Raw genomic sequence first — 26,309 nt, forward strand, 5'->3', positions numbered from 1 at the left:
TTAATATACAAAGTTTTATTGCACTACTATTGAAAGTAATTCTACTAAGTTAAAGAACCTACATGGGCTTTACGCCCAAACCCCTAGTATGTGTATCCTTCATTGTGCATTGTGAACTGTGAATTAAAAATATTGACATAAGGATGAATTTGGTATTAGCAATTTCAATGTTCCAGGTTGTATATCTTTAGTAGGAGATAAAAACACAGTTTGGTTGGTAGTCCAAACGCATTTTATATGTAAGTAACCTGCCCTCGAGGTTGTCCATTCTCTTGAAATAAAATTTAAGCGAGGGAATAAGAAATGAAGATTACTTTAAATGTGTTTTACGAAGACCCATTTTGGGTAGGTGTTTTTGAAAAAAGTTTTGAGGATAATTTGGAAGTAGCTAAGGTAGTATTTGGCAGCGAACCAAAGGATGGGGAAGTATATGAATTTATATTGAGAAGATATAATTCAATTAAATTTAGTTCTCCAATTAAGGATATAGGTATTAAAAATAAAAAACTTAATCCAAAGAAGCTTCAAAGAAAGATAAAAGAGCAAGTCCAAAATTGTGGTTTAGGAACTAAAGCGCAAAACGCATTAAAATTGGAATTTGAAAATAATAAAAAGCAAAGAAAAGAAACAGCAAAAATAAAGAGAGAAGAAGCTGAAAAAATAAGATTCCAATTAAAACAGCAAAAGAAAAAGGATAAAAAAAGAGGACATTAATGAGGCTGCTGCACTAAATAATTTTAGTGCAGCAGCCTCATTAATGTTCTCTTTAAAATATTGCTAATTTATTTTAAACTTATTAACTAGATTAAATAAATCTTGAGCTCTTTCAGATTGTTCACTTGCCATTTTTGCAACTTCCTGTATAGCAGCAGTTGACTCTTGAACACTAGAAAGTATTTCTTTTGAGCTTTCTGATGAATTTAAGGTTACAGCTTCAGTATCTTGAATTAGAGTACTAACCTCAGAGATTGCATTATTTATTTCAATAGTTCTTAGTGAAATTTTTTCGTATAATTCATTTATTGTGTTTGAGTTGTTTTCATATTGTTCACCAGTCTTAACAAAACTACTATAATCCTTTGTCACAGTTTCATCTATAAAGCTTAGTAAGTCCTTAGAGTTTTGTGACAAATTTTCAAAGGCAGTTTTAACTTTTGATATAGTATCTTTAATATGCACAACAGTATCAGAAGTTTGCTCAGATAGTTTTCTAACTTCTTCTGCAACTACAGAAAAACCTTTGCCTTGCTCTCCAGCTCTAGCTGCTTCAATTGCCGCATTTAAGGCAAGCATGTTTGTTTGTTCAGAAATACTTGAAATTATATCAGTCATATTTATAATTTCATTTACTATTTTTCCAGCTTCAACTGCAGCTAATATTTTTTCTTCTTTTTCCTTATATAGAATAGTACTGTTTGAACTCCTAGTCTTACTGATTTCTTTTACCTTTAAAGCCTCATTTTTGATTGAACTGGATAAGTTTTTACCAGAGCTTGTTTCGCCTGTAAGTTTATCAATCGTTGTATTTATTTCTTGAATAGTAGAACTTACTTCTATGGCAGATTTACTTGATTCGCTTATGGAAGTATTAATTTTTTCTACAGATGAATTTATAAGTTCATATTTTGCAGACAGCTCTTCTGTAGTAGCTGAAAGTTCTTCGCTACTAGCACTCATGCCAGAAGTATTGGCAAGAATAGCTTGTATAATTTCTTTCATATCCTCTGCCATTTTATTAAGGTAATTTCCCATTGTAGAAATTTCATCTTCAGAATCAAACTTAATTCTATGTGTTAAATCGCCAGCGGCTATAGAACTTGCAAACATATTTACCTTTTTTAGTTTTTTAATAATATAGTTTGTGCACATTAGAATTAATATAATACTAACTAAAATAACTGCAATTGTGGTGAAAATTGATTTAAAAAGCAAATTAGTTGCAGGAGCATCAAGCTCGCTTTGTGGTACAACTATAGCTGCAATCCAACCAGTTTCAGGTACAGAAGCATAATACACATTTAATTTTTCATTAGAAATATTGAATGTAGTTTCACCATTTTTATTGGAAAGCATTAATTTACCAGCATTTTTTATACTTTCATTAGTGTCATCGGTAATTTTAGCTTTTAGTATTTTTTTTGAGTCTGAAGTAGCTATGTAGGTTCCTTTGCTGTCAATTAGAAAAGCTTTCCCTGATTTTTCAACCCTAATATTCTTAATCATTGTTTGAAGCGTAGATAAATTTATATCACCTGTTGCTACACCTAGAAAGTTGTTATTGCTGTCATAAAATGGTGCAGTTGCTGTTACCATTGAAACTTTAGTAACATCATCAACATAGGGATCACTCCAAACATAACTCTTGGATGTATTTTTACCTATTTGATACCAATCGTTTTTGGTGTAGTCATAGGTAGGGTTATTATAATCATCGGAGTATACAATAGTACCATTATTTCTAAAAGCATATGGAGCAAAGTTTTTTAATTTTGAATCGTATTTAAATGGTTCAAACCATATACCAGTACCAAAGGTTTCAGAATTTGTAGCAGTCATTTTCATTATATATTTTTTATATTGTTCCTTTGATAAAGTATTTGTATTTGTTTCGGCGGTTTTTGCTAAAGCTTCTGCTATTTTAGCATGTCTATCTAATCTGTCGTTAATGTCTGAAATAACAAAATCCAGTTTATTATTCATTTTTATTGAAGCATCATTTAGGATTTGCTTTTTACTCGTGTAGTAACTTACCGAAGATAAAATAGACATACCAATGATAATTGCAGGAGTTAAAATAATTAATGTTTTTGATTTTATGCTTTTTAAATTCATTATATACCTCCTAAATTTTGTCGTAAATGTTTTAAGGATGCACATAACATAATTCCCAATATATTTATTATACATTGATATATGATAAAAGAGTAGTAATTTTTTAAAAATTCAGCGTATTCTATATGGAATTTGTAAATTGACTTAATAAACAATAAAATATTGACATAAATAAGTGGTTTTATTTAATAAAAATTTAATAATAAATAGCTTTTGGGTATTTGTGTGAAATGTGAAAGCTTAGTGGCAATACCATTTAAAATGAAAGCTGTAATATATAAAAATAATACCGAATATGCTATAATTAAAGAAATTTCGCTTATGTAAAAATGGCGAGAAAAGGGGAGAATAATATGGAAAAAAATAAGGAAACAGAAGCTTTAGAGATTTTAATACCATACTTAAATGTAATTTTTGATGGTGAAATATCTGTGGCAATAGCTGATAGGGAAAAGTATTTGTATGTTTTTTCTAGTGATAATTTACCAATTAAATCTGAAGTAGGTGCTTTAATACCTAAAGGTGGAGCCGTTTATGATGCATTGACAAGCGGAAAAACTGTAATAAAAAGGGTGCCGAAGGAGATTTATGGTGTCCCTTTTAAATCATATGCAGTACCAATTAAAGGGGAAAATAATGAAGTTAAGGGCATTATAGTAGCTGGTAAAAGTTTAGAGAAGAGTAAGAAAGTAAGCGATTTATCGGAAAATCTTGCAGTTCAATTAACGGAAATATCAACACTTGTTTCTAATTTAGTAGCTGGGGTTCAAAAATTAGCTGAATTAAATTCAAATGTAAACGCTGAAGTTGTCGCTGCAATTGAAGCAGCTAAAAGTACAGATGAGGTGCTAGGCTTTGTGCAAAGCATTTCAAAACAGACAAATCTTCTTGGTCTTAATGCAGCAATTGAATCAGCAAGGGCTGGTGAGTTAGGAAAAGGTTTTGGTGTTGTAGCACAGGAAATAAGAAAGTTGTCAAATTCAAGTGCTGAATCAATAAAAAAAATTGATTTAGTTTTAAAAAGTATTGAAAACTCAATAGGTAAGGTATCAAATAATATTAATCAGACTAGTGAATTATTTGAAAAGCAAGTTTCAGAGTTTGAGCAAATTAATGCATCAATACAAGAACTTAATTCTAACGCAAAGATATTGGAAGAATTTTCTAAAAAATTGTAAATTATGCAGAAATTTTGTCTTAAATAGATGATTATTAATGAAATACCTCTTGTGCAAGGAAAAAAATTCAAATATAATTATATGTGTACATATACAGCAACATATGGTAATTAATTATAAGCTGCATATGAATATTGATTTTACTTATAATGATGAAAATTAAAATATGCATAGGAGATCTTGATTATGGATAAATGTACATATGATACTAATTTGGATAATATTGAATTAATGGATGTACTTGACATTGAACTTTTGCAGAAGTTTCAAGATAATTTTGCAGTTAGTATGGATATAGCTAGTGTAACTGTTGATAAGGATGGAAATCCTATTACAAAGCCAAGTTCGTACACAAGTTTTTGCAGTGATTTTATACATTCAACAGAAGAAGGGGACAAACTATGTGCACTTTCGCATAAGTTTGGTGGTAAAAAGGCTGCCAAGCTTGGTAAACCATACATATACACATGTCATGCCGGTCTAATAGATTTTGCGGCTCCAATCTTAATTGAAGGAAAACATATGGGAACAATTTTAGGTGGGCAAGTTTTAATTCGCAATAAGAATAAAAAGACTTACATAGAAAAGGCTAAGGAACTTAATTTAGATGTAACTAATTTTGTAAAGGCATCAAAGAAAATAAAAATTACTTCTACTAGAAATATAAGAGCCGCTGCTGAAATGTTATTTATTATTGCAAATTCACTTTCGAAAATAGGATACGAGGAATTAAAATTAAGAAAACTTTCGAAAGATCTTGAAATTGAAGTATCAGAGAAAGATACTTTGTTAAAAGAATCAAACGAATATAACAGACTAAAAACCCAATTATTTTCTACTATTTCACATGAATTAAAAACACCAATTAACATAATTTATAGTGCAGTTCAGCTATTAGAAAGTTTTTATGATGATGGCAGCATGGAAGCATCAACTAATACCTTTGTCAAGTATTCTGGAATCATGAAACAAAATTGTTTTAGGCTTATAAGATTGATAAACAATTTAATTGATATGAATAAAATAGAATTAGGTTTTTATGATGTTAATTTGCAAAATTTCAATGTTGTTGAAAAAGTAGAGGATATAACCTTGTCTGTTGTGGAGTTTGCGCGTCAAAAAAATATTAATATTATATTCGACACTGATGTGGAAGAAAAAATAATAGCGATTGATGTGGAAAAAATGGAAAGAATAATATTAAATTTGTTATCAAATGCAATAAAGTTTACTGAATCAGGAGGAGAAATTCTTGTAAATTTGCATGATAAAAATAATTTTGTAGAGATTTCTGTTAAGGATACAGGGGCAGGAATACCAGAGGATATGCTTCAAAAAATATTTTACCCATTTGTTCAAGTGGATAGTTCATTTAGAAGAAATGCAGAAGGCAGTGGAATAGGTTTATCACTTGTAAAATCATTAGTTGAGATACAAGGTGGTAAGATTTTTGTAAAAAGTGAGATAAATAAAGGAAGTGAATTTATAGTACAATTGCCATCAAAATTGGTAGAAGATAATTCAAAAAATTCTATTAACAATGATAATAATTTTGAAGAAAGCGATAGAAAAACAAAAATTGAATTTTCAGATATATATCTATAAAGATATCTCTATATTAAAATATTGAGAATTGATTATAAGTGGAGTATAATGATACTCGTGGATAAATCAGTACATAATGTAGTAATTTAAGTTTATAACGGCATGGTAATCTAAAATATTAAATAAAAGCGATATGAAATGTAAATTTATTTTCATATCGCTTTGCTATGTCTTGCTACGTAAGCGTATTTTATAGGATTGGAGGGCATTTATAGAGCAGAGTACATATAAGATAAGGTTGGCGATTTGTGTAAATGAAAATGTTAAGAAAAGATGTTATGAATTTGACACTTCCTATATTTGCAGAACAACTATTTGTAACATTAATGGGAATGATTAATACAATGATGGCTGGACATATTGGTAAAGAGGCGGTTTCAGCCATAGGAATGATTGACTCAATAAACAATATATTTATAGCTTTTTTTTCAGCTCTGGCTGTTGGTGGAACAGTAGTTGTAGCACAGTACATTGGAAGAGGAAATATAAAAAAAGCAAATGATGCTACAAAACAAGCTCTTTATTCAAGTGTTGGAATATCTCTTGTAATTACGATTATAATGCTAATACTTAGAAAACCAATTATTGCAGCGCTTTTTGGAGCTGCTGAAAAAGAAGTTATTTTAGATGGCTATAAGTATCTTGGAATAACATTGTTTACTTATCCACTTATAACAATTGATCTTGTTTCAAATGGTATACTTAGGGGAGCTGGTGATACTAAAACTCCAATGAAAATATCTATATTTATGAATATTTTAAATGTGGGATTTAGTTGGACTTTTATAAATGGCTTAAAATTTGGAAATAAAATAATTATTGGTGGAATGGGAATTACTGGTGCAGCACTTGGCATAGCAACAGCAAGGACAATAGGTGGAATTATTATAATTACAATTTTATTGAGGGGATCTAGAATAATAAAATTAAAGAAGTTAAGGCAGTTTAAGCTTGATAAGGCATTGTTAAAACCAATATTTGGAATAGGAGTTCCAGCAAGCGTTGAATCACTTTTGTTTAATGGTGGAAAACTTATAATGCAAATCTTTATAGTTGATATGGGAACTATAGCCATGGCTTCAAATACTATTACTAATTCAATTGCAAATTTTATTAATATACCAGGTAATTCTCTTGTTATTGCGGCAACCGCATTAGTTGGACAATATATGGGAAAAGGTGATGAAAAAGAAGCTGAAAAATGTTTATCCCATTTGGTTAAACTTTCTACAGTACTTCTAACAATAGTTGGAGCAATATCTATTATTTTTTCAAAGCATGTACCAGGGCTGTTTACAAATAATGTTGCAGTTATTAATTTATGCTCAAAAGTTCTAGTAATAAATGCTTTTGCAATTATCGTATGGTCACTTGCATTTGTTTTGCCTGCAGGGCTTAAGGGAGCAGGAGATGCAAAATATACAATGGTAACATCAATTATAGGGATGTGGGCATTTAGAATTACACTTGGATATTTACTTGGTGTAACTTTTAAATTTGGTCTAATTGGAATATTCTTGGGAATGTATATAGATTGGCTTGTACGCGGGATTTTGTATTTAATAAGATTTAAGACAGGAAAATGGAAAGGGCACATTGTTATAGAAAAGACAACTAAACTTAAGGATTGTGAGGAATAATTATGTACAGTGGTGAAATTGCAGCAAAATCAAAGGTTCGGGTAAAGGGAATAGCTTTTGTGCTATTTGCAGCAACTTTATGGGGAGTTTCAGGAACATTTGCACAGTATTTATTTCAAAAAGTAGGAGTAAATACCGATTGGCTTGTAGAGATTAGATTATTATGTTCAGGTCTAGGATTACTTGCAATCGCATGTATTAAGGGTGACAAAAATGTATTTAAAATTTGGAGAAATAAGCATTATGCTTTTTCATTGATTATATTTTCAATTTTGGGTATGCTGGGAGTTCAATATTCGTATTTTACGTCAATAAAGTATTCAAATTCTGCAACAGCAACAGTACTGCAAAATTTGGGAATTGTAGTTATAGTTTTATATTCAGCAATAATAAGTAAGAAAGTTCCTGATTTAAGAGAAACCTTAGCAGTAATATTAGCACTTATAGGAACATTCCTGCTTGCAACTAATGGAAATTTTCATAGATTGTCCATATCAAAATCAGCTTTGTTTTGGGGAGTAAGTGCGGCTGTTACTGTGGCATTTTATACAGTATATCCAAGAAAACTACTTTTGAAATATGGCTCTACAGTTGTCGTTGGTTGGGCTATGTTAATTGGGGGAATTGTATTTAGCTTTTTTCATTCTCCATTAAATTTTCAGGGAAACTTTTCAATCAATGGAATTTTGGCTGTGCTTTTTGTGATTCTACTTGGAACACTTATACCATTTTACTGCTATTTTGAAAGTATAATTTACATAAAAGCAAGTGAAGCTGGTGTGTTAAGCTGTGCAGAACCTTTATCAGCAACTATTTTAGCTGTACTATGGCTTGATACAAAATTTACCTGTGTGGAATTAATGGGGATTTTGTGCATTGTAAGCACAATTATTATTTTATCAATAGAGAAAAAGAGAGGATAATTACAGTCAATGTATACAATTATTTAAGTTTGTGGTAAATTTAATGTGTATATATCGACAAATATGTGCCTGCTTCGACAAATATAACTAAATGGTATTGGGAATTTATAAAAGTATTGGAGGAAGATGAATGTCAATCAAAAAAAAATTAACTATTTCAATTTTAGTACTTGTTTTTTGTTCAATAACAATTACTTCTTTAATTTTTTATTCTAGAGTGTCAAATACAATAAATCAGCAGGGTAAAGGCGAATTAAAATCATTGATGGGCCAAGTTGTAAATACGGTTAATGCTAATGTAGAAAAAGAAAAAACTGTTAATGATATGGTGGCTTTAAGAAATGGTACAGTGGATGCTGCTAATTTGCAAACAAAAGATAAAGTAGACGTCAATAATCAATGGTTAAAAAACTATGTTAAGAACGCTGGGAATATTTCGCATACATTTATCTTAAATTCTGATTTGAAGGATGTGTCAGATAGCGAAGAGTCCTCCATTGGGAAAAACTATAGTGATAGAGATTATGCAAAAAAAGCACTTAGTGGTGAAGATGCAATTAGTAACACCATATATTCAAATACTACTGGAAAGCCAGTAATAGTTTTTGCAAGTCCTGTTAATTATAATGGTAAAACTATAGGGGTTACAGCTTCGTCTGTTGCAGGGGAGAGTTTTTCAAAGTCTTTAAAAAATGTAAAATCATCAAGCTCACCATCAAGTTATATATATATAATAGATGAGGCAGGAAAGATTTTATATAATGCGAAAAAAAGCGGTGATATTGGAAAACCTATTGGCAATGGTAAGATGAAGGATGTTTATAAAACTGTAATGAATGGAACAGCTCCAAGCAGTAATTTTGTTGAATATACAGATAAAGGTCAGCAAAAGATTGTTTATTATTATAAAATTCCAAATTTAAATTGGGTTGTAGTACTTGTTGCATTTAGAAATGAAGTAATGAGACCGGTTAATGATACAATGAGGAGCACTGTCATAATTGCATTAATAATGATAGTAATAGCTGGCGCTTTTGGTGCTTTTGTTTCACGAAAAATAGCTAATCCAATATTAGGTATAGCAGAACTTGCTAATGATACAGCAAATTTAAATCTTGTTTACAACAGTAAGTTTAGTAAATATGAAAAACATAAAGATGAAATAGGAACTATTTTTAAATCAGTTATACAAATTAGAAGTAGCTTTAGAGAGATATTAAAAAGTATTATAGAAAATTCAGAAGCTTTAAATAATAATGCTGAAAATGTTGAAAAATTAACTAAAGAACTTAAAAGATATGCTGATGAAACTTCAATGCAGACAGAAAGCTTGTCAGCAGGAATGGAGGAAAATTCAGCAACAGTTGAGGAGATATCTGCAGCAACTGCTGAAATTACAACTTCAGTAAATTCAATAACAGAAAAAGCAGCGCAAGGCAATGAGGTAGCTAATAATGTTCTTAATAGGTCAAGAGAAATTATAAAAGATTCAGTTGATTCAAAAAAATCAGCAGATAATATTTATAATAACGTAAAATTACAGCTTGAAGATGCTATGGAAAAGTCTGAACAAGTAAAACAAATAGATATTTTAGCAAAATCTATATTAGAAATTACAGAGCAAACTAATTTATTGTCTTTAAATGCAGCTATAGAAGCAGCAAGAGCAGGGGAAGCGGGAAAAGGTTTTGCTGTAGTTGCGGAAGAAGTAAGAGAACTTGCAGAGCAATCAGGAGAAATGGCAAATAAAATACAAGGCGTAGTGCAAATAGTTAATTCTTCAGTTAATGAATTAAATGTTCAGTCAGCTAAACTTTTAAATTTTGTTGATGAAAATGTTTCAAAGGATTACAGTAAATTCATAGAATCTGGTAAACAATATAATGAAGATTCTGAAGAAGTAAATTCCTTAATGAATGAATTTAGTACAACATCTAAACAATTAGATGCTTCAATAGGTGGTATATCAAAAGCTATATCTGAAATAGCAGTTACTGTAAATGATGGTGCAAATGAAGTTACAAGTATTGCTGAAAAATCAATTAATATAGTAAACAAGGTGAAATATATTGAAGAAAGCGTAAATGAAAATAAGCAAAGCGCTCAAAAATTAAAAGAAATTGTATCAAAATTTAAAATGTAAAAATAATGCGAACAAAGGTGTAGTGCAAAACAAAATAATAAGTGGGAGCTCTGCATAAAAATGATGTGATTAATAGCATCTTGAAACCTTAAATAAAATTAATAAATCTAAGAGACTAAATCGCAAAATTCTAAGAACTTTCAATAACTCGCAAGAGGCAGCTCAAACAATTGAAATTTCTAAGACTTTTGCGATTTAGCCCCTAAGATTTATAAAATTTTATTTAAATGTTTCTTCAACGCTATTCCTCACATCATTTTTTTATGCAGAGCTCCCACTTATTATTTAAGTTTTTGTACTACACCCTTGTTTGGGTAAGTTTTTAATATCTATTTAAACTAGCTCAACTACCAAAAGTTCCTGTATCTAAACTTTGTAATACGAACTTATTTAAACATTGGAAATAAAGGTGTGGTACAAGTATCAAAATAACAAGGGACAGGTGCATTAAAAAAATGATGTGGTATACGAGTGTCGAAGAAATATTTTAAATAAAATTGTATAAACCTTAGTGGGGAATTTTTTGAAAACTTTAGAACTTTCAATTGTTTGAGCTTCCTCTCAGCGAGTTATTGAAAGTTCTTAAGTTTTCGGAAAATTTGCCACTTAGGTTTATTAATTTTATTTAAGATTTCGAGATACTCGTAGACCACATTATTTTTAATGTACCTGTCCCTTGTTATTTGATTTTGCACTACACCTTTGTTCGCAATATTTAAATAATTATCTTTAAATAATGGTATTTTGATGCTTTGTAGGAATTCATATAATATATGTTTCTAGCCTGGAATGAGTGCTGGGATATAAAAGGTTTTCCATAATAAATAGAAGTAACTATTGATGAATGGAATATAGTTCCCTTGTTATCTTGAAAAAAGATTAGGTCACCAATTTCAAGCTCACTTGGGTTTGAAACTTCTAATCCTTTTGTAAATTGGGATTTGGAATTTTCATTGTTTCTTAGATAATAATATAGTGAATGTGCAACTGCCCAAGATACAGACCAGGTATCAGTGTTTGTATTAGAGGCGCTGCTGAAGCGATACCACCATTGGTTATTATGATCAAAGTTCATTTTAGAATTTCCTGCAAGAAGGCATTGGGATACAAAATTAGCACAGTCACCGCTTTTATCATTAATTAGTGGAAAGTATTTGTATTTTGGATTTGGTCTTAAAGCATAAGTTAATGCATATTTTACAGCATTATTTCTATCGTAAGCATTATTAAAACCCATCATATTGTTTATCCTCAAAAATTTATTACAATTAAACAATATGATGGGTTAAGGTCAAATATTATTTTTATTTAAAACATAGCCATTTATTTATTTGTTACTTTAGAATTGCAGCAGCAGGATTTATCTTTTGATGAGCAAGCACTACAATTGCAGCAGCCTTGTGATTGTTTTTTCATATTTCTAACAAAGATAAGTACTGCAGCAACAACTATTGCAGCTGTTATAATAATTTCAATTAACATAAAAATCACCTTCCTAAATTTTATAGTAAAATTCCAATATGATATACCATAAATGCAGCAATCCATGCCACACATATTTGATAAATAATAGTGAAAGCAGCCATTGCATTGCCATATTCTTTTTTCATGGTTCCAAGAGCAGAAATGCAAGGTGGATACAAAAGAACGAAAACCAAAAATGAATATGCAGTAACTGGAGTAAATAATTTTGGAAGAAGAATAGGCAAATTTGAACCATATAAGACTCCCATAGTACTTACAACAACTTCTTTTGCCGCCAAACCGCTTATTAGAGCAACTGAATTTTGCCATGTGCCAAATCCAAGTGGGGCAAAGAATATTATTAGAACATGTCCAATTTCTGCTAAAAAGCTGTTTTGTATATCAACAAAGCCGGAAAAACCAAAATGAGATAGTAGCCAAATAATAATTGAAATTGAGAAAATTATTGTACCAGTTTTCTTTAAAAATCCTTTGCCTTTTTCCCAAGTATGAGTGAGCAAATTTTTGATTTCCGGTATCCTATATTCAGGTAATTCAATAATTAAAGGTTCTTCACCTTTTTTAAATAGTGTGTTTTTAAAAGCTTTTCCAACAATGAATGCTATTATAATTCCAAATAAATATAATGATCCTATAATCAAACCTTGATGTTTTGGAAATAGTGCTGCTGTTAATAAAGCATATATTGGCAGTTTGGCATTACATGACATAAAAGGTACGATTAAAGCAGCCATTTTTCTATCTTTTTCACTTTCCAAAGTTCTAGCTGACATTATAGCTGGAACACTGCAACCAAATCCCATTACTAGTGGGATAAAGGCTTTACCTGATAGTCCCATTTTTCTCATAATTATATCCATTAAAAGAGCAGCTCTTGCCATATAACCACTGTCCTCTAGAATTGATATGCAAAAAAATAATGTAAGTATAATTGGGAGAAAGACAATTATTGAGCCAACACCTCCAACTATGCCATCAATGAGCAATGAACTAAACCAAGGACTTGATGAAGAAATTAATATGTGCAAGCCAGGTATTAAAGAGTTATTAACTAAATCATCAGCTATATTTTGAAGAGGACCACCAACCCATGAGAAAGTAAACTTAAATATCAACCAAATTATAATGGCGAATATTGGGTAAGCTAAAATTTTATTTAAAAATAGTTTATCTAATATTTCTGTAAAAGAATTTGATAATGATCCTGATTTAGTAACACATTTTTTTAAAATAGATTCTATGTAGGAGTAAGTTTCTTTTTCCGACAGAAAATGATAGTCATTATCAGCCGAATTAGTCGAAAAATCTCCACTTAATAATAAATTTTTAATTATATCTACATTTTTGTTTTTTGCAGCAATTATAGGAACTACTTCCACATTTAATTCTTTAGATAATTTATTATAATCAATATCAAAGCCTTTTTTGTTTGCTACATCTATCATATTTAATACTAGTATTATTGGTTTTTTAAATTCTTTTAGTTGTGTTGTTAAATATAAATTCCTATCTAAATTAGATGCATCAACGATATTTATAATTACATCAACATTTTCATTTAGTAAAAAGTTTTTTGATACTTTTTCTTCATTAGAGAAAGTGTCCATTGCATATATTCCAGGCAAATCTACTATTTCTATGGAATTATTTAAAAAACCTTCTTTTTTATCTACAGTTACTCCTGCCCAATTACCAACATACTGATTTGAACCTGTTAATATGTTGAATAATGTAGTTTTGCCAACGTTGGGATTGCCGATAAGTGCAGCTGTTATCATTTCATGCCTCCATTAAAAATATATTTTTGGCATCATTTTTTCTTATTGCTATTTTAAAGCCTCTGATTGATACAACAATAGGATCACCTAGAGGTGCAGAAGTTTTTAATATAATTTCAGTTCCCTCAATGAAGCCTAGCGCATATAATCTTTTTGATAAACTTTTATCTCCAACTATATTTTTTATAATCCCTTTTTGACCAGTCTTTAATTCGCATAAGCTCAAATTAAATACCTCCTAAATGAAAACAATTATCAATTAAATGTTATCACCTACTTATATAATTGTCAATAAAAAATATTAAAGCATTGGTATGCCAACTTTTATAAAATATGCTATAATAAACATGAATATGATTTATTTTTAATTTTGCTAGGGGGATAAATAATGAGTGATATACTTAAGCGTAAAAAACAAATTGCACTTGTAGCACATGATAATAGAAAGGAAGCTTTAATAGAGTGGGCAAGCGAAAATAAAGATATTTTAAACAAGCATTCACTTTGTGGTACAGGCACTACAGCAAAGCTTATTTCTGAGAGAACAGGATTAGAGGTTAAAGGATTTAAAAGCGGTCCTATGGGTGGAGATGAACAAATAGGTGCAGCTATTGTTGATGGTAAAATTGATTTTATGATTTTTTTCTGGGATCCACTTACAGCACAGCCGCATGATCCAGATGTAAAAGCACTTTTAAGAATTTCAGTATTATATGATATTCCAGTTGCAATGAATCAATCAACAGCTGATTTTGCATTGAAATCTTATTTAATGGATGAAGAATATGAAAGACATGTGATTGATTATTATAATAAAATTAGAAAAGGCAATTTTTAAATATTGAGAACCAAAGTGTAGTGCAAAATCAAATAACCTTTGGTAGGCGTAGAAAAATGATGTTATAGATAAACCAGTTCAACTATTGAAATTGATGTGCACCAAAATGCCCAGAAGACGGCATTTTGGTACAAATGAATTTCAAGTTTCGCAGTGGTTTATCTATAACATCATTTTTTCCCTACGCCTACCAAAGTTAAAAACTTTCACTTTAAGGTTTTAAACTCATATCCTTGGGATTTTAAGTATTCTATAACTCTTGGCAGTGCCTTAGCTGTTTCTTCCTTTCCATATGTATCATGCATTAAGATCACTACCTTATTTTTTGTACCAATAGTACTTTTTATATAAGAGAATATTTCATTTGAATTTTTCCATTTACCTTCTGCATCAAAACCATATGAATTCCAATCGATACTCACCATATTTCTTTTCCTCAAAATATTATTAAAAGCTGTTAAACAAGGATCTTTATAATATACTCTTGACATATATCCGCCAGGCATCCTTATTACTCTTGTAAAGAATGCTTGTCCCAAAATACCCTTTAATAAATTTTGAGTTTTGTCAACTTCATTCATAAAAACATTAACATCAAGCTTATTATGTGGATATAGTGCCCTTAAGTCGTGACTATAGGTGTGGTCTCCTATTGCATTCCCTTCGTTATATATTCTATGAACAAGGGTTACGGAGTTGTTATTTAATTGAATATTTTGACCTACTAGAAAAAATGTACCGTGTACATTGTAAGCTTTTAATGTATCAAGAATTTGAGGAGTAACAGTTGTTGAAGGACCATCATCAAAGGTCAAAAAAACTGTTTTTTTGCCATCATTCACAAAGGCATTTTCGGCCTTTATACCATCATTACTTAATTGGTTAATTGCATTAGCTGAACAAGATAACTTGATATTTTTAGATACAGTATTAAAAGCTTTTTGATCTATAGAAACAGCAGATTTAGCTAAGCCTAAACTATAGTTAGATATAGAAGCTTTTGTAGTTTCATTATTATATGAAATTGACTTGGAATTATTTGATTGAAACAAAAACTTCGAAAATAGAAAGTAAAAACAAAAAAAACTGGTAAAGAAAAGTAATATGAGAACAATACATAAATATAAAGTTTTTTTGTAAGTTTTTTCGCTGCGAGTAATGACATTCCTCATTTTTTTCTACCACCTAACAAAAAATAATATAAAATAATTAAGTTACTTATAATGTACCACCAAATGAGCTGCAAATGGTTACAAAAAAACAATACATGGTTACAAAACTATTACATAAGTAAAATCTATATAAGGATACTATAATGTCGAGAAATGGTACTATCAGTAATTAGCTGAAACAAGTTACAATAATGTATTAAAGTTTATAGGATATATATTTCATATCTACACAAACTTATATCGTAAATTTAAATGAAAGTTTAAGTTTATAATACAAAATAAATGAGGAGGAGTTTAATATGTCAAGAAAATCAAATAGGCAGTTAGTTCCAGAAGCTAAAGAAGGGTTAGATAGATTTAAGATGGAAGCTGCAAATGAAGTAGGAGTAAATTTAAAACAAGGATACAATGGAGATCTTACTTCAAGAGAAAATGGTTCAGTTGGTGGCCAAATGGTTAAAAAAATGGTTCAAAGTTATGAAGACGGTTTAAAATAATTATATAAGTAAGAGAGTGCTGTAAAATTAGTTAAATACTAATTTTGCAGCACTTTCTTAATAAAAAGGCTATGTTTTAAATAAGTGTGAAAATCAATACTTATTTAAAACATAGCCAATAATTAATATAATATAATAGTATACATAAACAAGGGGGGAATGTTTAATGAAAAATTTTATATTTGTATCAGATTTTGATGGAACGCTTACTGAAAAAGATTTTTATAAAATAATAATGGATAAATATTTAAAAGAAAAATGCAGGAATTTATATAAAGATTGGAGAAATAAAAAGATAAGAGATATAGATTATTTAGGATATGTATTTCAAAATATAGGTAGGAGCGAAAAAGAAATCCTTAACGATATCATGGAAATAAGTATAGATCCATATGCAAAAGAATTTATTAATAATGTAAAAGCAAGCGGTGGAGATTTTGCAGTTGTAAGTGCAGGAACTAGTTATTATATTGAAAGATTATTTGAAAGCAAAGAAATTAAGAATGTTACAATATATTCAAATAAGTCAATATTTAAAGATAATGGTTTGCACTTTCAATTGGATGAAACAAGTGAATTTTATTCAAACATATATGGAATAGATAAAGAAAAGGTTGTTAAAAAATTAAAAGAAAAATATGATTTAATTTTTTATGCAGGAGACAGTGAACCAGATTTAAAAGCAGCACTTATTTCTGATGTTGTTTTTGCAAGAGGCAATCTTTCAGAGCTTTTACGTGAAAAAAATAAAAAGTTTATAGAATTTAAAAATTTTCATGACATATGGTATAAGGTTGAAAATATATTAAGAGGTGAAAACAATGACTAAAAAAGAAGATCATAGAATATCCATACCTTCAATACTAGAAGTTGGAAAAGGGAATATCAAAAATATTGGAGAAATAATTAAAAAAGGTGAATTTCAAAATGTAGCTTTATATTATGGCGATGGAATATACGAATTGTTTGGGGACGATATAGAAAAATCCATATTAGCTGCAGGAATTAAATTAAAAAATATGGGAGCAGTTACAAGTATAGATTTTGAGGAAATAGGAATTAAAGCTTTTGAAATATCAAATGATATAGATGGATTAATTGCAGTTGGGGGAGGAAAAGCTATTGATGCAGTAAAGTACATGGCTTTCCTTAGAAAAATGCCTTTTATAAGCATTCCTACATCAACTTCAAATGATGGATTTTCAAGTGCTGGTGCGTCACTAATGTTAAATGGAAAAAGGACATCAGTACCAGCTAGAACGCCTTACGGGATAATAGTAGATATAGATGTATTAAAAGGTGCACCAGAAAAATTTATATATTCAGGTATTGGAGATTTAGTTTCTAATATAACAGCACTTCAGGACTGGAAATTTGAAGAGGAAAATGGTAAAACGTATGTAGATGATTTTGCAGTTATGATATCTAAAAAGGCAGTAAATAGTTTTGTTAGAACAGAATTTAAGGGCATAAAGGATGACATGTTTTTGAAAGAACTTGTAGACTCACTAACAATGAATGGAATTGCAATGGAGATAGCAGGAGATAGTAGTCCAGCAAGTGGTGCGGAGCATTTAATCTCGCATGCTTTAGATAAATTTCTTGAAACTCCAAATCTTCATGGAATACAAGTAGGAGTAGCAACATATATAATGTCAAAAGTTCAAATGCATCGGTATGAAAGAATAAAAAAGGTTCTTTATGACACAGGGTTTTTCAATTATGTTCAAACTTTAAAATTAAAAAAAGCAGATTTTAAGAAAGCAGTAGATATGGCACCAACTATAAAACCATCAAGATACACTTACTTGCATATTGAAGAAAATAGGGAGCTTGCAAAAAAGATTATTGATGAAGATGAGATTTTAAAAAAAATATTATCGTAAAAGGTATAGGCATAACGGCATATAATATTATAAGCACATGAAATATTTTTGGAGGGGATTATATGAATCATGCGGTTGTGCTCGTACTCATATATTCAGCCTTGGTAGTTTTAATTATAGGAATTTCATATATAATATATTTATTTAAAGAAAAAGATGTAGAACTACAGGAAGATTACTATGGTCTAAATTTTAATGTATTTCATACGATAAAAAAAGAGGAATATAATGAGAAAATTATAAAAAAAATACTTAAAATAATAAAATCAAGTATAAACTTTGTTGAAAATAACTACAAATTAGAAAAAAATTATTTGAAAGAAAACAAGGCACTTGAGATTTCAAAGGGTGAAATAAAAAAACTTAACCTTAAAAGTAAAATAGATGATGAAAGTATAAGAGCACTCATTAGACTTGGCTGTGTATTCATGATTTCAGACAATAAATAAAAAAATACTTTACGATTTTAAAATAAACATATAAAATAACAAGAGTAATGGAATTAGTTTCATTACTTTATTTTTGTTATTCAGTAGGTAATGGAGGAAAGACAAGATGGAGAATAATAATACTTATGATGTTACATCACTTACATCTTTAGAAAAATTAGAACCAGTTAGAATAAGACCAGGAATGTACATAGGTTCAACAGGAAGTAAGGGACTACATCATTGTATATGGGAGATATTAGATAATGCTATAGATGAGCTTACAAATGGCTATGGGGACACAGCTTTTGTAATATTAAATAAGGACAAAAGTGTAACCATAACTGATAATGGAAGAGGTATACCTACGGGAATACATCCAGTGAAAAAGAAATCTGGAGTGGAAATGGTTTATACAGAATTACATACAGGAGGAAAATTTGACAATAAAAATTATAAAACCTCAGGAGGCCTTCATGGTGTTGGTGCAGCAGTTGTAAATGCACTTTCTGAATGGGTAGAGGTTGAAGTTAAACAAGATGGATATGTATACAAGCAGAGGTTTGAATATGCATATGATAAAGCATTAAAGAGAAATATGCCTGGAACACCAGTAACTAAGCTTGAGAAACTGGGAAAAACAGATGAAACAGGTACAGCAGTTACGTTTAAACCTGATAAAGATATATTTAGTACAACAGAATTTAAATTTGAAATAATAGATGAAAGATTAAAAGAACTTTCATTTCAAAATAAGGGAATAAGGTTAATTTTAATCGATAGAAGAAAAGATGAAGAAATAAAAAAAGAATATCATTCCGAAAGAGGACTTTTAGACTTCATAGAATATTTAAATGAAAGTAAAACTCCTATTCATAGTGAACCAATTTTATTTGAAGGAGAAAGAGAAATAAGCGGGTTAAAGCTTTATGCAGAGGTTTGTATTCAATTTACAGATTCGACTACTGAATACATTGCAAGTTACGTAAATAATATACCAACAACAGAAGCAGGAACTCATGAATCCGGATTTAAAACAGGTATGACTAGAGCTTTCAAAGAATGGGCAAAAAAACTCGGCATATTAAAGGAAAAGGATAAAGAATTTGAAGGCGACGATATAAGAGAAGGAATGACGGCAATAATAAAAATAAAGCTGACTAATCCAATATTTGAAGGACAAACAAAAACTAAACTTGGAAATAATGAAGCTTATACTATGATGAACGATTTAACCTATACAAAATTTTGCGAATGGATTGAAGATAATAAAGATTTATCAACAATGCTAATGAAAAATGCAGTAGATGCAGCGGCAAGAAGAGATAGAATAAAAAAAATAAATGATGCCGAAAAGAAGAAGATAGGAAGAGGAACTTCACCATTAGCAGGAAAAGTAGCAGTTTGCACTATTAAAGAGTCAGAGTACTGTGAATTTATAATAGTTGAGGGAGATTCTGCGGGAGGAAGTGCAAAGCAAGCTAGAGATAGAAGATTTCAAAGTATAATGCCTTCAAAGGGAAAAATAATGAATACTGAAAAGCAAAAGCTTGAAAATGTTCTAGGAAGTGAAGAACTTAAGATTTTTAACGCTGCTGTTGGAACTGGTGTTCTTGAAAATTATAAAGAAGAAGATTTAAGATATAATAAAATAATAATAATGAGTGATGCCGATGTAGATGGATATCACATTAGAACTTTATGGATGACATACGTATATAGATACATGAGACAGCTTATATCAAATGGACATCTTTTTATAGCGCTTCCACCACTTTACAAGGTATACAAATCCGTAAAGGGAAAAGAAATTGTGAAATATGCCTATAGTGATGAACAGCTTGATGCTGCAAGAAAAGAAATAGGAAAAGGAAATTTAATACAAAGATATAAAGGACTTGGAGAAATGAATCCAGATCAACTATGGGAAACTACTTTAAATCCAGAAACAAGAACCCTTCAACAGGTAACTATTGAGGATGCGGCAAAAGCAGAAAAAATGGTATCTTTGCTTATGGGAGACGTAGTTGAACCTAGAAAAAATTATATGTATAAATACGCTGAATTTTAATTGATTGGAAGGAAGTAAGACATGTCAAAGAAAATAAATATACCACAAGACAATAATATAGTGAGAATTCCAATAGAAGAAGCTATGCCAGAAAATTATCTTCCATATGCTGTGGAGGTTGCAAAAGAAAGAGCCCTTCCAGACGTAAGAGATGGTCTTAAGCCAGTGCATAGAAGAATATTGTATGGTACATATATGCTAAAAGCATTTCCAGATAAACCGTACTTTAAATCGGCAAGAATAGTTGGAGATATTCTAGGAAAGTATCATCCACATGGAGACTCTTCTGTTTATGAATCTATGGTAATTCTGGCACAAAATTTTACAACAAGACATCCACTTATTGATGGACATGGAAACTGGGGAAGTATAGATGGTGATAGTGCAGCTGCTATGCGTTACACTGAAGCAAGACTTACTCCAATTGCACTTGAAATGTTAGAAGACTTGGATAAAGGAGTAGTTGATATGGTAGACAACTACTCTGGCTCAGAAAAGGAACCATCAGTTTTACCAGCAGCATATCCGAATTTACTTGTAAATGGAGCCTTTGGAATTGCAGTTGGACTTTCAACTAATATACCCCCTCATAATTTAAATGAAACTATAGATGCAGTACTTGCTTGTCTTGATAACAGAAATTTGACAACAAGAGATTTAATGAAATATATAAAAGGCCCAGATCTTCCAACAGGAGGGATACTCATTGGAAGAAATTCATTGGAGGCAGCTTATGCTACTGGTGAAGGAAAGGTAACCTTAAGGGCGAAAACTAAAATAGAAAGGCTTGAAAATGGGAGATTAGCTATTATAATAAGTGAATTTCCATACAAAAGAAATAAGGCAAAATTACTTCAAACAATTTCAGAAATGACAGCGGATAAAAAGCATTCGAAGGTTTTAGAAAGTATTACCGATATACGTGATGAATCTGATAGAACTGGTATAAGAGGAGTAATTGAATTAAAAAAGGCAGCAGATGAAAAAACAGCAGATAAAGTCTTAAAGTATTTGTTTAAAAAGACAGAACTTCAATGTAATATAAACTTTAATATGGTTGCAATAGCAGACGGAAAACCAGAAACTATGGGGTTAAAGACTATTATAGGACACTATGTAGAGCATAGAAAAGATATAGTTACAAGAAGGACCAAGAGAGAACTTGAAATAGCGGAGAAAAGATTCCACATAGTAGAGGGGTTTATAAAAGCTATAGATATTATGGATGATATTATAAAAACCATAAGAGCATCGAAATCAAAAAAGGACTCAGAAGAAAACCTTGCTAAAGAATATGGTTTTACAGAACTGCAGGCAGCTGCAATTGTAGAACTCATGCTTTATAGGCTTACAGGGCTTGAGATTAAGACTTTTGAGAAAGAGCATAGAGAACTTGAAAAAACTATAAAAAGGCTTAATAGTATCCTTAATAGTGAAAAAGAATTGTTTAAGGTAATAAAATCAGAACTTCTTCATATAAAGGAAAAGTATGGTGAAAAAAGACGTACCGAGATAATTGAAAATGATGAAGAAGCCAAAATAGATGTTGAAGAATTTGCAGTAGTAGAAGATACAGTAGTAACAATGTCTAATGAAGGGTACATAAAACGAATACCTCAAAAAACATATTCTAGATCCAATACTGCAGTTGAAGGTATCGAGTATAGAGAAGGGGATTTCAACAAATTTTTACTTGAATCTAACACAGTAGATAATGTATTATTTTTTACTGATAAAGGGAATATGTATAAGATAAAAGGAGATGCTATACCTGAATGTAGGTGGAAGGAAAAAGGGGAGAAAATTGATACTATAATAAAGAGTATTAATTTAGATGAAGAAAAAATAGTCAATGTTTATTCTGTAAGAGATATGAACGTGTGCATGGATGTAATATTCTTAACTGATCTTGGCGGAATTAAAAAAACAAGTATGGATAAATTTATTTCTTCATATTCAAAAATTATAGCTTTGAAACTTAGAAAAAATGAAAATATATTAAAAGCAATTCTTATAGATAGAAAAAGAGAAGAAAAATACTTAAGAATAAAAACTAATGCAGGTATGGATTTTGCATTAAAAGAGCCTAAGCTTGACAGTATGGATAGAAATGTTCAGTCAATGTTACTATTTAATTTAAGTAATAAAAATAAAGTAACAGAATATGAATTTATAGATGAAAGCTTAGATAGTACTTTTGAAGTCAAGATAAACAAGTTAGGCTTAATTAAAACAAATTCATCAAAACGTGATAAAGCAGCAGTAACTACATCATCTAATGAAAAGCTACTTGTATTTACAGGCAGTGGCACAGTAATACAAATTCCTTCTTATATGCTTTGTAACTTGCCAAAGGATGGTATCAATATTTCAAGCATCATAGATGATTTTAAAGAAGAAGACAAAATATTAAAGGTTATTTCTGTAAGTGAATTTGATGAGAATAAATTTATTTATTTCTTTAGTAAGAATGGTTTTGTAAAGAAAACATCCTTAAGTGAGTTTAATGGTGAATATTTAAGCACTGTATGTTATAAATTCAGAAATGAAGATGATATACTTGTAAATGTGGAATTTGAAAATTATGGAGAAAGTGATATAATTTTAATTACTGAAAAAGCCGTATGCATTAGATTTAGTGGAAATGCTGTAAATGCAATGGGAAGAGTTGCGGGAGGTGTAACTGGAATTAGCTTAAGTGAAGATGATTTTGTGAAATATGGCTTTATTGTTAGAGAAAATATGAAAAAAATTATAATTTCATCAAAAATGAATGATAAAAATGAATTTAGCATTGAAGATATAAAAATGCAAAATAGAGGTGGTAAAGGTAAAAGTCTTATTGCCATAGCCATGCAGGATTCTATTGATGAACTTAAAATAGAATAAGTTTTTTAAGAAAGTTACTTTAATGAAGGCTATGTTTTAAATAAGAGTGAAAATAAACACTTATTTAAAACATAGCATTTAATGAAAGAAGAGGGATAGTTATGAGTAAAATTTTATTATTTCTTGCAGAAGGGTTCGAAGAAATTGAAGCACTTACAGTAGTAGATGTTTTAAGGAGAGCAGATATAGTTTGTGATACTTGTTCACTTCAAGGAAAAAATGTTACTGGATCGCACAAAATAAGTGTTGAAGCTGATAAATTAATTGAAGAAATAAATGAAAATGAGTATGACGGAGTAGTTATACCAGGAGGAATGCCTGGAGCAGAAAATTTAAAAAATAGCGATAAAGTTGTAGCAATAGTAAAAAAGTTTCAAGCAGAAGATAAAATTGTGGCCGCAATTTGCGCAGGTCCAATTGTTCTAGGAAGGGCAGAAATAACATATGGTAAGAATATAACGTCATACCCTGGATATGAGGATGAACTTGGAAAGTGTAATTATGTAGAGGAAATAGTTGCTGATGACGATAAACTTATAACAAGTAGAGGACCAGCCACTGCAATCTATTTTGGACTTAAATTGGTTGAAAAGATAAAGGGTGAAGCTGTATCAAATAAACTTAAAGAAGGCATGATGCTAAACTTTGTTGAAAATAAAATAAAAGGCTAAGTTTTTAAAATAGTCAAACATACTAAAGATATATAGTTTGGAACATAGAAATTACAAATGCAAAATGTATTTTGTTAAATTAGAATTTAACTCAGAGTACGGAGTACAGAGTACAGAGTACAGAGTACAGAGTACAGAGTACAATGAAGGATGATTTTTCTCCGCGAGCGTAGAAAAATCTTAAAACTTATTTTTTTATTGCTTACGCAATCCCATTATACATGGTGTTTAGCGAAGCTGATACACTTAAGTTTAAGGTTTACCTGAAAGAAGTGAAAGGTAAATCATCATTCACTGTACTCTGTACTCCGTCATCTGTACTCTGCCATACAAATACCAATTTGTCAGAATAAACATGGTATTTGCAATTTCTATTTTTGAAGTAGTGTATTTAAATATAAGAGGTGGCAGTATGTTTGGGAAAATTAGAAACTTATTAATAGGACAGGCACTTAAAACCGAAGAATTAAAATCAGAGAAATTTAATGTTTTTTGGGGACTTCCCATTTTAGCAAGCGATGCGATATCTTCTGTTGCTTATGCTGGAGAAGAAATACTTTATGTTCTCATACCTTTACTTGGAATATTATCATATAAATATATGCTTTTTGCTGTAGGATTGATAGTATTACTTTTATGTATACTAGTTTTTTCATACAGACAAACCATTCAAAATTATCCAGATGGAGGAGGATCATATATAGTTGCAAAGGATAATCTTGGTGTAGCACCAGGACTTATTGCAGCAGCTTCCCTTTCAATTGATTATGTATTAACCGTCGCTGTTAGTACTTCTGCAGGTACAGCAGCAATAGCTTCAGCTGTGCCAGAGCTTTTAAATTACAAAGTTATAATAACAATTGGACTTATAATTTTTATGACAATAGGAAACTTAAGAGGACTTAGAGAGTCTTCACATATGTTTGGTATACCTGCTTATATATTTATGGCTGTAATGTTTATAACTATAATTACTGGTATAGTAAGATATTATGTTTTTGGATATAGGCCAACTCCAGTATTATCAATTCCAAATGTAACAGGAGATATAACCCTATTTATATTTATAAAAGCATTTACTTCAGGATGTACAGCTTTAACGGGTATAGAAGCAGTAAGTAATGGAATACCTAATTTTAAAGAACCATCTCAAAAAAATGCGGAAAAAGTACTTCTTTTGCTGGGAGTTGTAATACTAATAATATTTGGAGGAGTTTCTTTTTTAACAACCTTGTATAAAGGTGTGCCAAATTCAAATATAACTGTTTTATCACAAGTTGCAGCAATGGTTTATGGTAAGGGAATAATGTATTATATTGTTCAAGCAATGACGGCAATAATACTTGTAATGGCTGCTAATACATCTTTTGCTGGATGTCCTCTTTTGCTTGCGCTTATAGCTAAAGATGGATATATGCCAAGACAGTTTACTAAGAGAGGAAAAAGACTTAGTTTTTCTAATGGAATAGTGTTACTTTCAATTGCAGCGATTATTCTTATTTTGCTATTTAAAGGGGATACACATTTACTAGTACCATTATATGCTGTAGGAGTTTTTATATCATTTACGTTATCACAAACGGGAATGTTTATGAAATGGATAAGAAGTAAAAAAGGAGCATGGAGGCATAAGGCTTTTATAAATGGGCTTGGAGCAGTATTAGCAGGAATAACAGCTATAATGCAGGGCGTTACAAAGTTTAAAGAAGGTGCTTGGATAGTTATAATACTAGTCCCAGTGCTTGTATTTATGATGTTAAGTATAAAGAAGCATTATAATAAAGTTGCTGGCCAGTTAAAGTTGCCGCTTGATGAGAAACCAAAACAGATAGATATGGCTGTTCAAAAAAATTATATGATATTGCCAATAGATACTTTAAATAAGTCATTTTTAAAGGCACTAAATTATGCAAGATGTATTTCAGATAATATAATAGTGTTTCATGTGTCTGTTGATGATGGTGCAACAGAAAAGCTTAAGAAAAGATGGGATGAGTATAACTTAAATATACCACTTGTTATAAAGAAATCCCCATATAGAAGTCTTGTAGGACCTTTGGTAAAATTTATTGAATCGGAAGAATTTGTTACAACGCCAAGGGATACTATAACAGTAGTTATACCTCAGTTTGTGGTGAAAAAATGGTGGCTAAACTTTCTTCATAACCAAACAGCACTTTTTGTAAAGAGTGTCCTTCTTAAAAGAAGAAATATAGCAGTAACAACAATACCATATATTATTGAGGAGTAGAGAATAAGGAGTACAGAGTTCA

General features: G+C 30.2%; 21 protein-coding genes. 15 read left to right on the top strand and 6 right to left on the bottom strand.

Translation table 11 applies throughout. From position 1 onward, the window contains the following. Nucleotides 1–303 precede the first annotated feature (303 nt). The gene (locus CUEA01_RS06395; RefSeq protein WP_234120229.1) at nt 304–714 is read left to right on the top strand and encodes a YjdF family protein; all 411 of its coding nucleotides are present in this window, start codon (nt 304–306) and stop codon (nt 712–714) included. A 63-nt stretch (nt 715–777) separates the two neighbouring features. On the opposite strand, the gene CUEA01_RS06400 is transcribed toward CUEA01_RS06395, so the two are convergent. After that, complete coding sequence (locus tag CUEA01_RS06400) at nt 778–2,832, bottom strand: methyl-accepting chemotaxis protein (protein WP_234120232.1); 2,055 nt, start codon at nt 2,830–2,832, stop codon at nt 778–780. 353 nt (nt 2,833–3,185) lie between these two features. Here CUEA01_RS06400 and CUEA01_RS24885 point away from each other — a divergent pair, with 353 nt between their 5' ends. The 5 genes from CUEA01_RS24885 to CUEA01_RS06425 all read left to right on the top strand — a co-directional run bounded on the left by CUEA01_RS24885 (nt 3,186) and on the right by CUEA01_RS06425 (nt 10,321). Further along, nucleotides 3,186–4,010 (top strand): methyl-accepting chemotaxis protein, encoded by an 825-nt coding sequence (locus tag CUEA01_RS24885; protein WP_268906143.1) that lies wholly within the window; start codon nt 3,186–3,188, stop codon nt 4,008–4,010. Between the two features lie 186 nt (nt 4,011–4,196). Then, entirely contained in the window at nt 4,197–5,615 is a 1,419-nt protein-coding gene (locus CUEA01_RS06410; protein ID WP_234120234.1) for a sensor histidine kinase, read from the top strand. A gap of 254 nt (nt 5,616–5,869) precedes the next feature. Beyond that, nucleotides 5,870–7,255 carry an MATE family efflux transporter gene (locus tag CUEA01_RS06415; protein WP_234120236.1) on the top strand — a complete coding sequence of 462 codons (1,386 nt, stop codon included), beginning with the start codon at nt 5,870–5,872 and terminating at the stop codon, nt 7,253–7,255. 2 nt (nt 7,256–7,257) lie between these two features. Continuing rightward, nucleotides 7,258–8,178 (top strand): DMT family transporter, encoded by a 921-nt coding sequence (locus tag CUEA01_RS06420; protein ID WP_234120237.1) that lies wholly within the window; start codon nt 7,258–7,260, stop codon nt 8,176–8,178. Between the two features lie 130 nt (nt 8,179–8,308). Further along, complete coding sequence (locus tag CUEA01_RS06425; protein ID WP_234120239.1) at nt 8,309–10,321, top strand: methyl-accepting chemotaxis protein; 2,013 nt, start codon at nt 8,309–8,311, stop codon at nt 10,319–10,321. 715 nt (nt 10,322–11,036) lie between these two features. On the opposite strand, the gene CUEA01_RS06430 is transcribed toward CUEA01_RS06425, so the two are convergent. The 4 genes from CUEA01_RS06430 to CUEA01_RS06445 all read right to left on the bottom strand — a co-directional run bounded on the left by CUEA01_RS06430 (nt 11,037) and on the right by CUEA01_RS06445 (nt 13,810). Further along, a complete protein-coding gene (locus CUEA01_RS06430) occupies nt 11,037–11,570 on the bottom strand; it encodes an amidase domain-containing protein (RefSeq protein ID WP_407929247.1) in 534 nt (177 codons plus the stop codon). A gap of 74 nt (nt 11,571–11,644) precedes the next feature. After that, the gene (locus CUEA01_RS06435; RefSeq protein WP_234120241.1) at nt 11,645–11,803 is read right to left on the bottom strand and encodes a FeoB-associated Cys-rich membrane protein; all 159 of its coding nucleotides are present in this window, start codon (nt 11,801–11,803) and stop codon (nt 11,645–11,647) included. A 20-nt stretch (nt 11,804–11,823) separates the two neighbouring features. After that, a complete protein-coding gene (gene feoB / locus CUEA01_RS06440; protein WP_234120244.1) occupies nt 11,824–13,584 on the bottom strand; it encodes a ferrous iron transport protein B in 1,761 nt (586 codons plus the stop codon). Nucleotide 13,585: 1 nt separating this feature from the next. Continuing rightward, complete coding sequence (locus CUEA01_RS06445) at nt 13,586–13,810, bottom strand: FeoA family protein (protein ID WP_234120247.1); 225 nt, start codon at nt 13,808–13,810, stop codon at nt 13,586–13,588. A gap of 162 nt (nt 13,811–13,972) precedes the next feature. Here CUEA01_RS06445 and CUEA01_RS06450 point away from each other — a divergent pair, with 162 nt between their 5' ends. Continuing rightward, on the top strand, nt 13,973–14,422 hold the full coding sequence (locus tag CUEA01_RS06450) for a methylglyoxal synthase (RefSeq protein ID WP_234120249.1): 450 nt from the start codon (nt 13,973–13,975) through the stop codon (nt 14,420–14,422). Nucleotides 14,423–14,628: 206 nt separating this feature from the next. Here the strand turns inward: CUEA01_RS06450 and CUEA01_RS06455 are convergent, their stop codons facing one another. After that, nucleotides 14,629–15,474, bottom strand: coding sequence for a polysaccharide deacetylase family protein (locus CUEA01_RS06455; protein ID WP_234120251.1), 846 nt, complete (start codon nt 15,472–15,474; stop codon nt 14,629–14,631). 419 nt (nt 15,475–15,893) lie between these two features. On the opposite strand from CUEA01_RS06455, the gene CUEA01_RS06460 reads away from it, so the two are divergent. The 8 genes from CUEA01_RS06460 to CUEA01_RS06495 all read left to right on the top strand — a co-directional run bounded on the left by CUEA01_RS06460 (nt 15,894) and on the right by CUEA01_RS06495 (nt 26,287). Continuing rightward, complete coding sequence (locus CUEA01_RS06460) at nt 15,894–16,091, top strand: alpha/beta-type small acid-soluble spore protein (protein WP_234120253.1); 198 nt, start codon at nt 15,894–15,896, stop codon at nt 16,089–16,091. Between the two features lie 166 nt (nt 16,092–16,257). Beyond that, nucleotides 16,258–16,920, top strand: coding sequence for an MtnX-like HAD-IB family phosphatase (locus CUEA01_RS06465; RefSeq protein WP_234120255.1), 663 nt, complete (start codon nt 16,258–16,260; stop codon nt 16,918–16,920). Next, complete coding sequence (locus CUEA01_RS06470) at nt 16,913–17,977, top strand: iron-containing alcohol dehydrogenase family protein (protein WP_234120261.1); 1,065 nt, start codon at nt 16,913–16,915, stop codon at nt 17,975–17,977. The genes CUEA01_RS06465 and CUEA01_RS06470 overlap by 8 nt, the downstream gene beginning before the upstream one ends. Before the next feature lie 62 nt (nt 17,978–18,039). Next, nucleotides 18,040–18,426 carry a hypothetical protein gene (locus tag CUEA01_RS06475; RefSeq protein ID WP_234120262.1) on the top strand — a complete coding sequence of 129 codons (387 nt, stop codon included), beginning with the start codon at nt 18,040–18,042 and terminating at the stop codon, nt 18,424–18,426. 106 nt (nt 18,427–18,532) lie between these two features. Beyond that, a complete protein-coding gene (locus CUEA01_RS06480; RefSeq protein WP_234120263.1) occupies nt 18,533–20,476 on the top strand; it encodes a DNA gyrase/topoisomerase IV subunit B in 1,944 nt (647 codons plus the stop codon). Between the two features lie 21 nt (nt 20,477–20,497). Continuing rightward, on the top strand, nt 20,498–23,365 hold the full coding sequence (locus CUEA01_RS06485; RefSeq protein WP_234120264.1) for a DNA topoisomerase IV subunit A: 2,868 nt from the start codon (nt 20,498–20,500) through the stop codon (nt 23,363–23,365). Nucleotides 23,366–23,466: 101 nt separating this feature from the next. Next, entirely contained in the window at nt 23,467–24,036 is a 570-nt protein-coding gene (locus tag CUEA01_RS06490; RefSeq protein ID WP_234120265.1) for a DJ-1 family glyoxalase III, read from the top strand. Nucleotides 24,037–24,448: 412 nt separating this feature from the next. Then, entirely contained in the window at nt 24,449–26,287 is a 1,839-nt protein-coding gene (locus tag CUEA01_RS06495; protein WP_234120266.1) for an APC family permease, read from the top strand. Nucleotides 26,288–26,309 lie beyond the last annotated feature (22 nt).

It is taken from the genome of Clostridium hydrogenum, from assembly GCF_021432385.1.
Lineage (GTDB): Bacteria > Bacillota > Clostridia > Clostridiales > Clostridiaceae > Clostridium_S > Clostridium_S hydrogenum.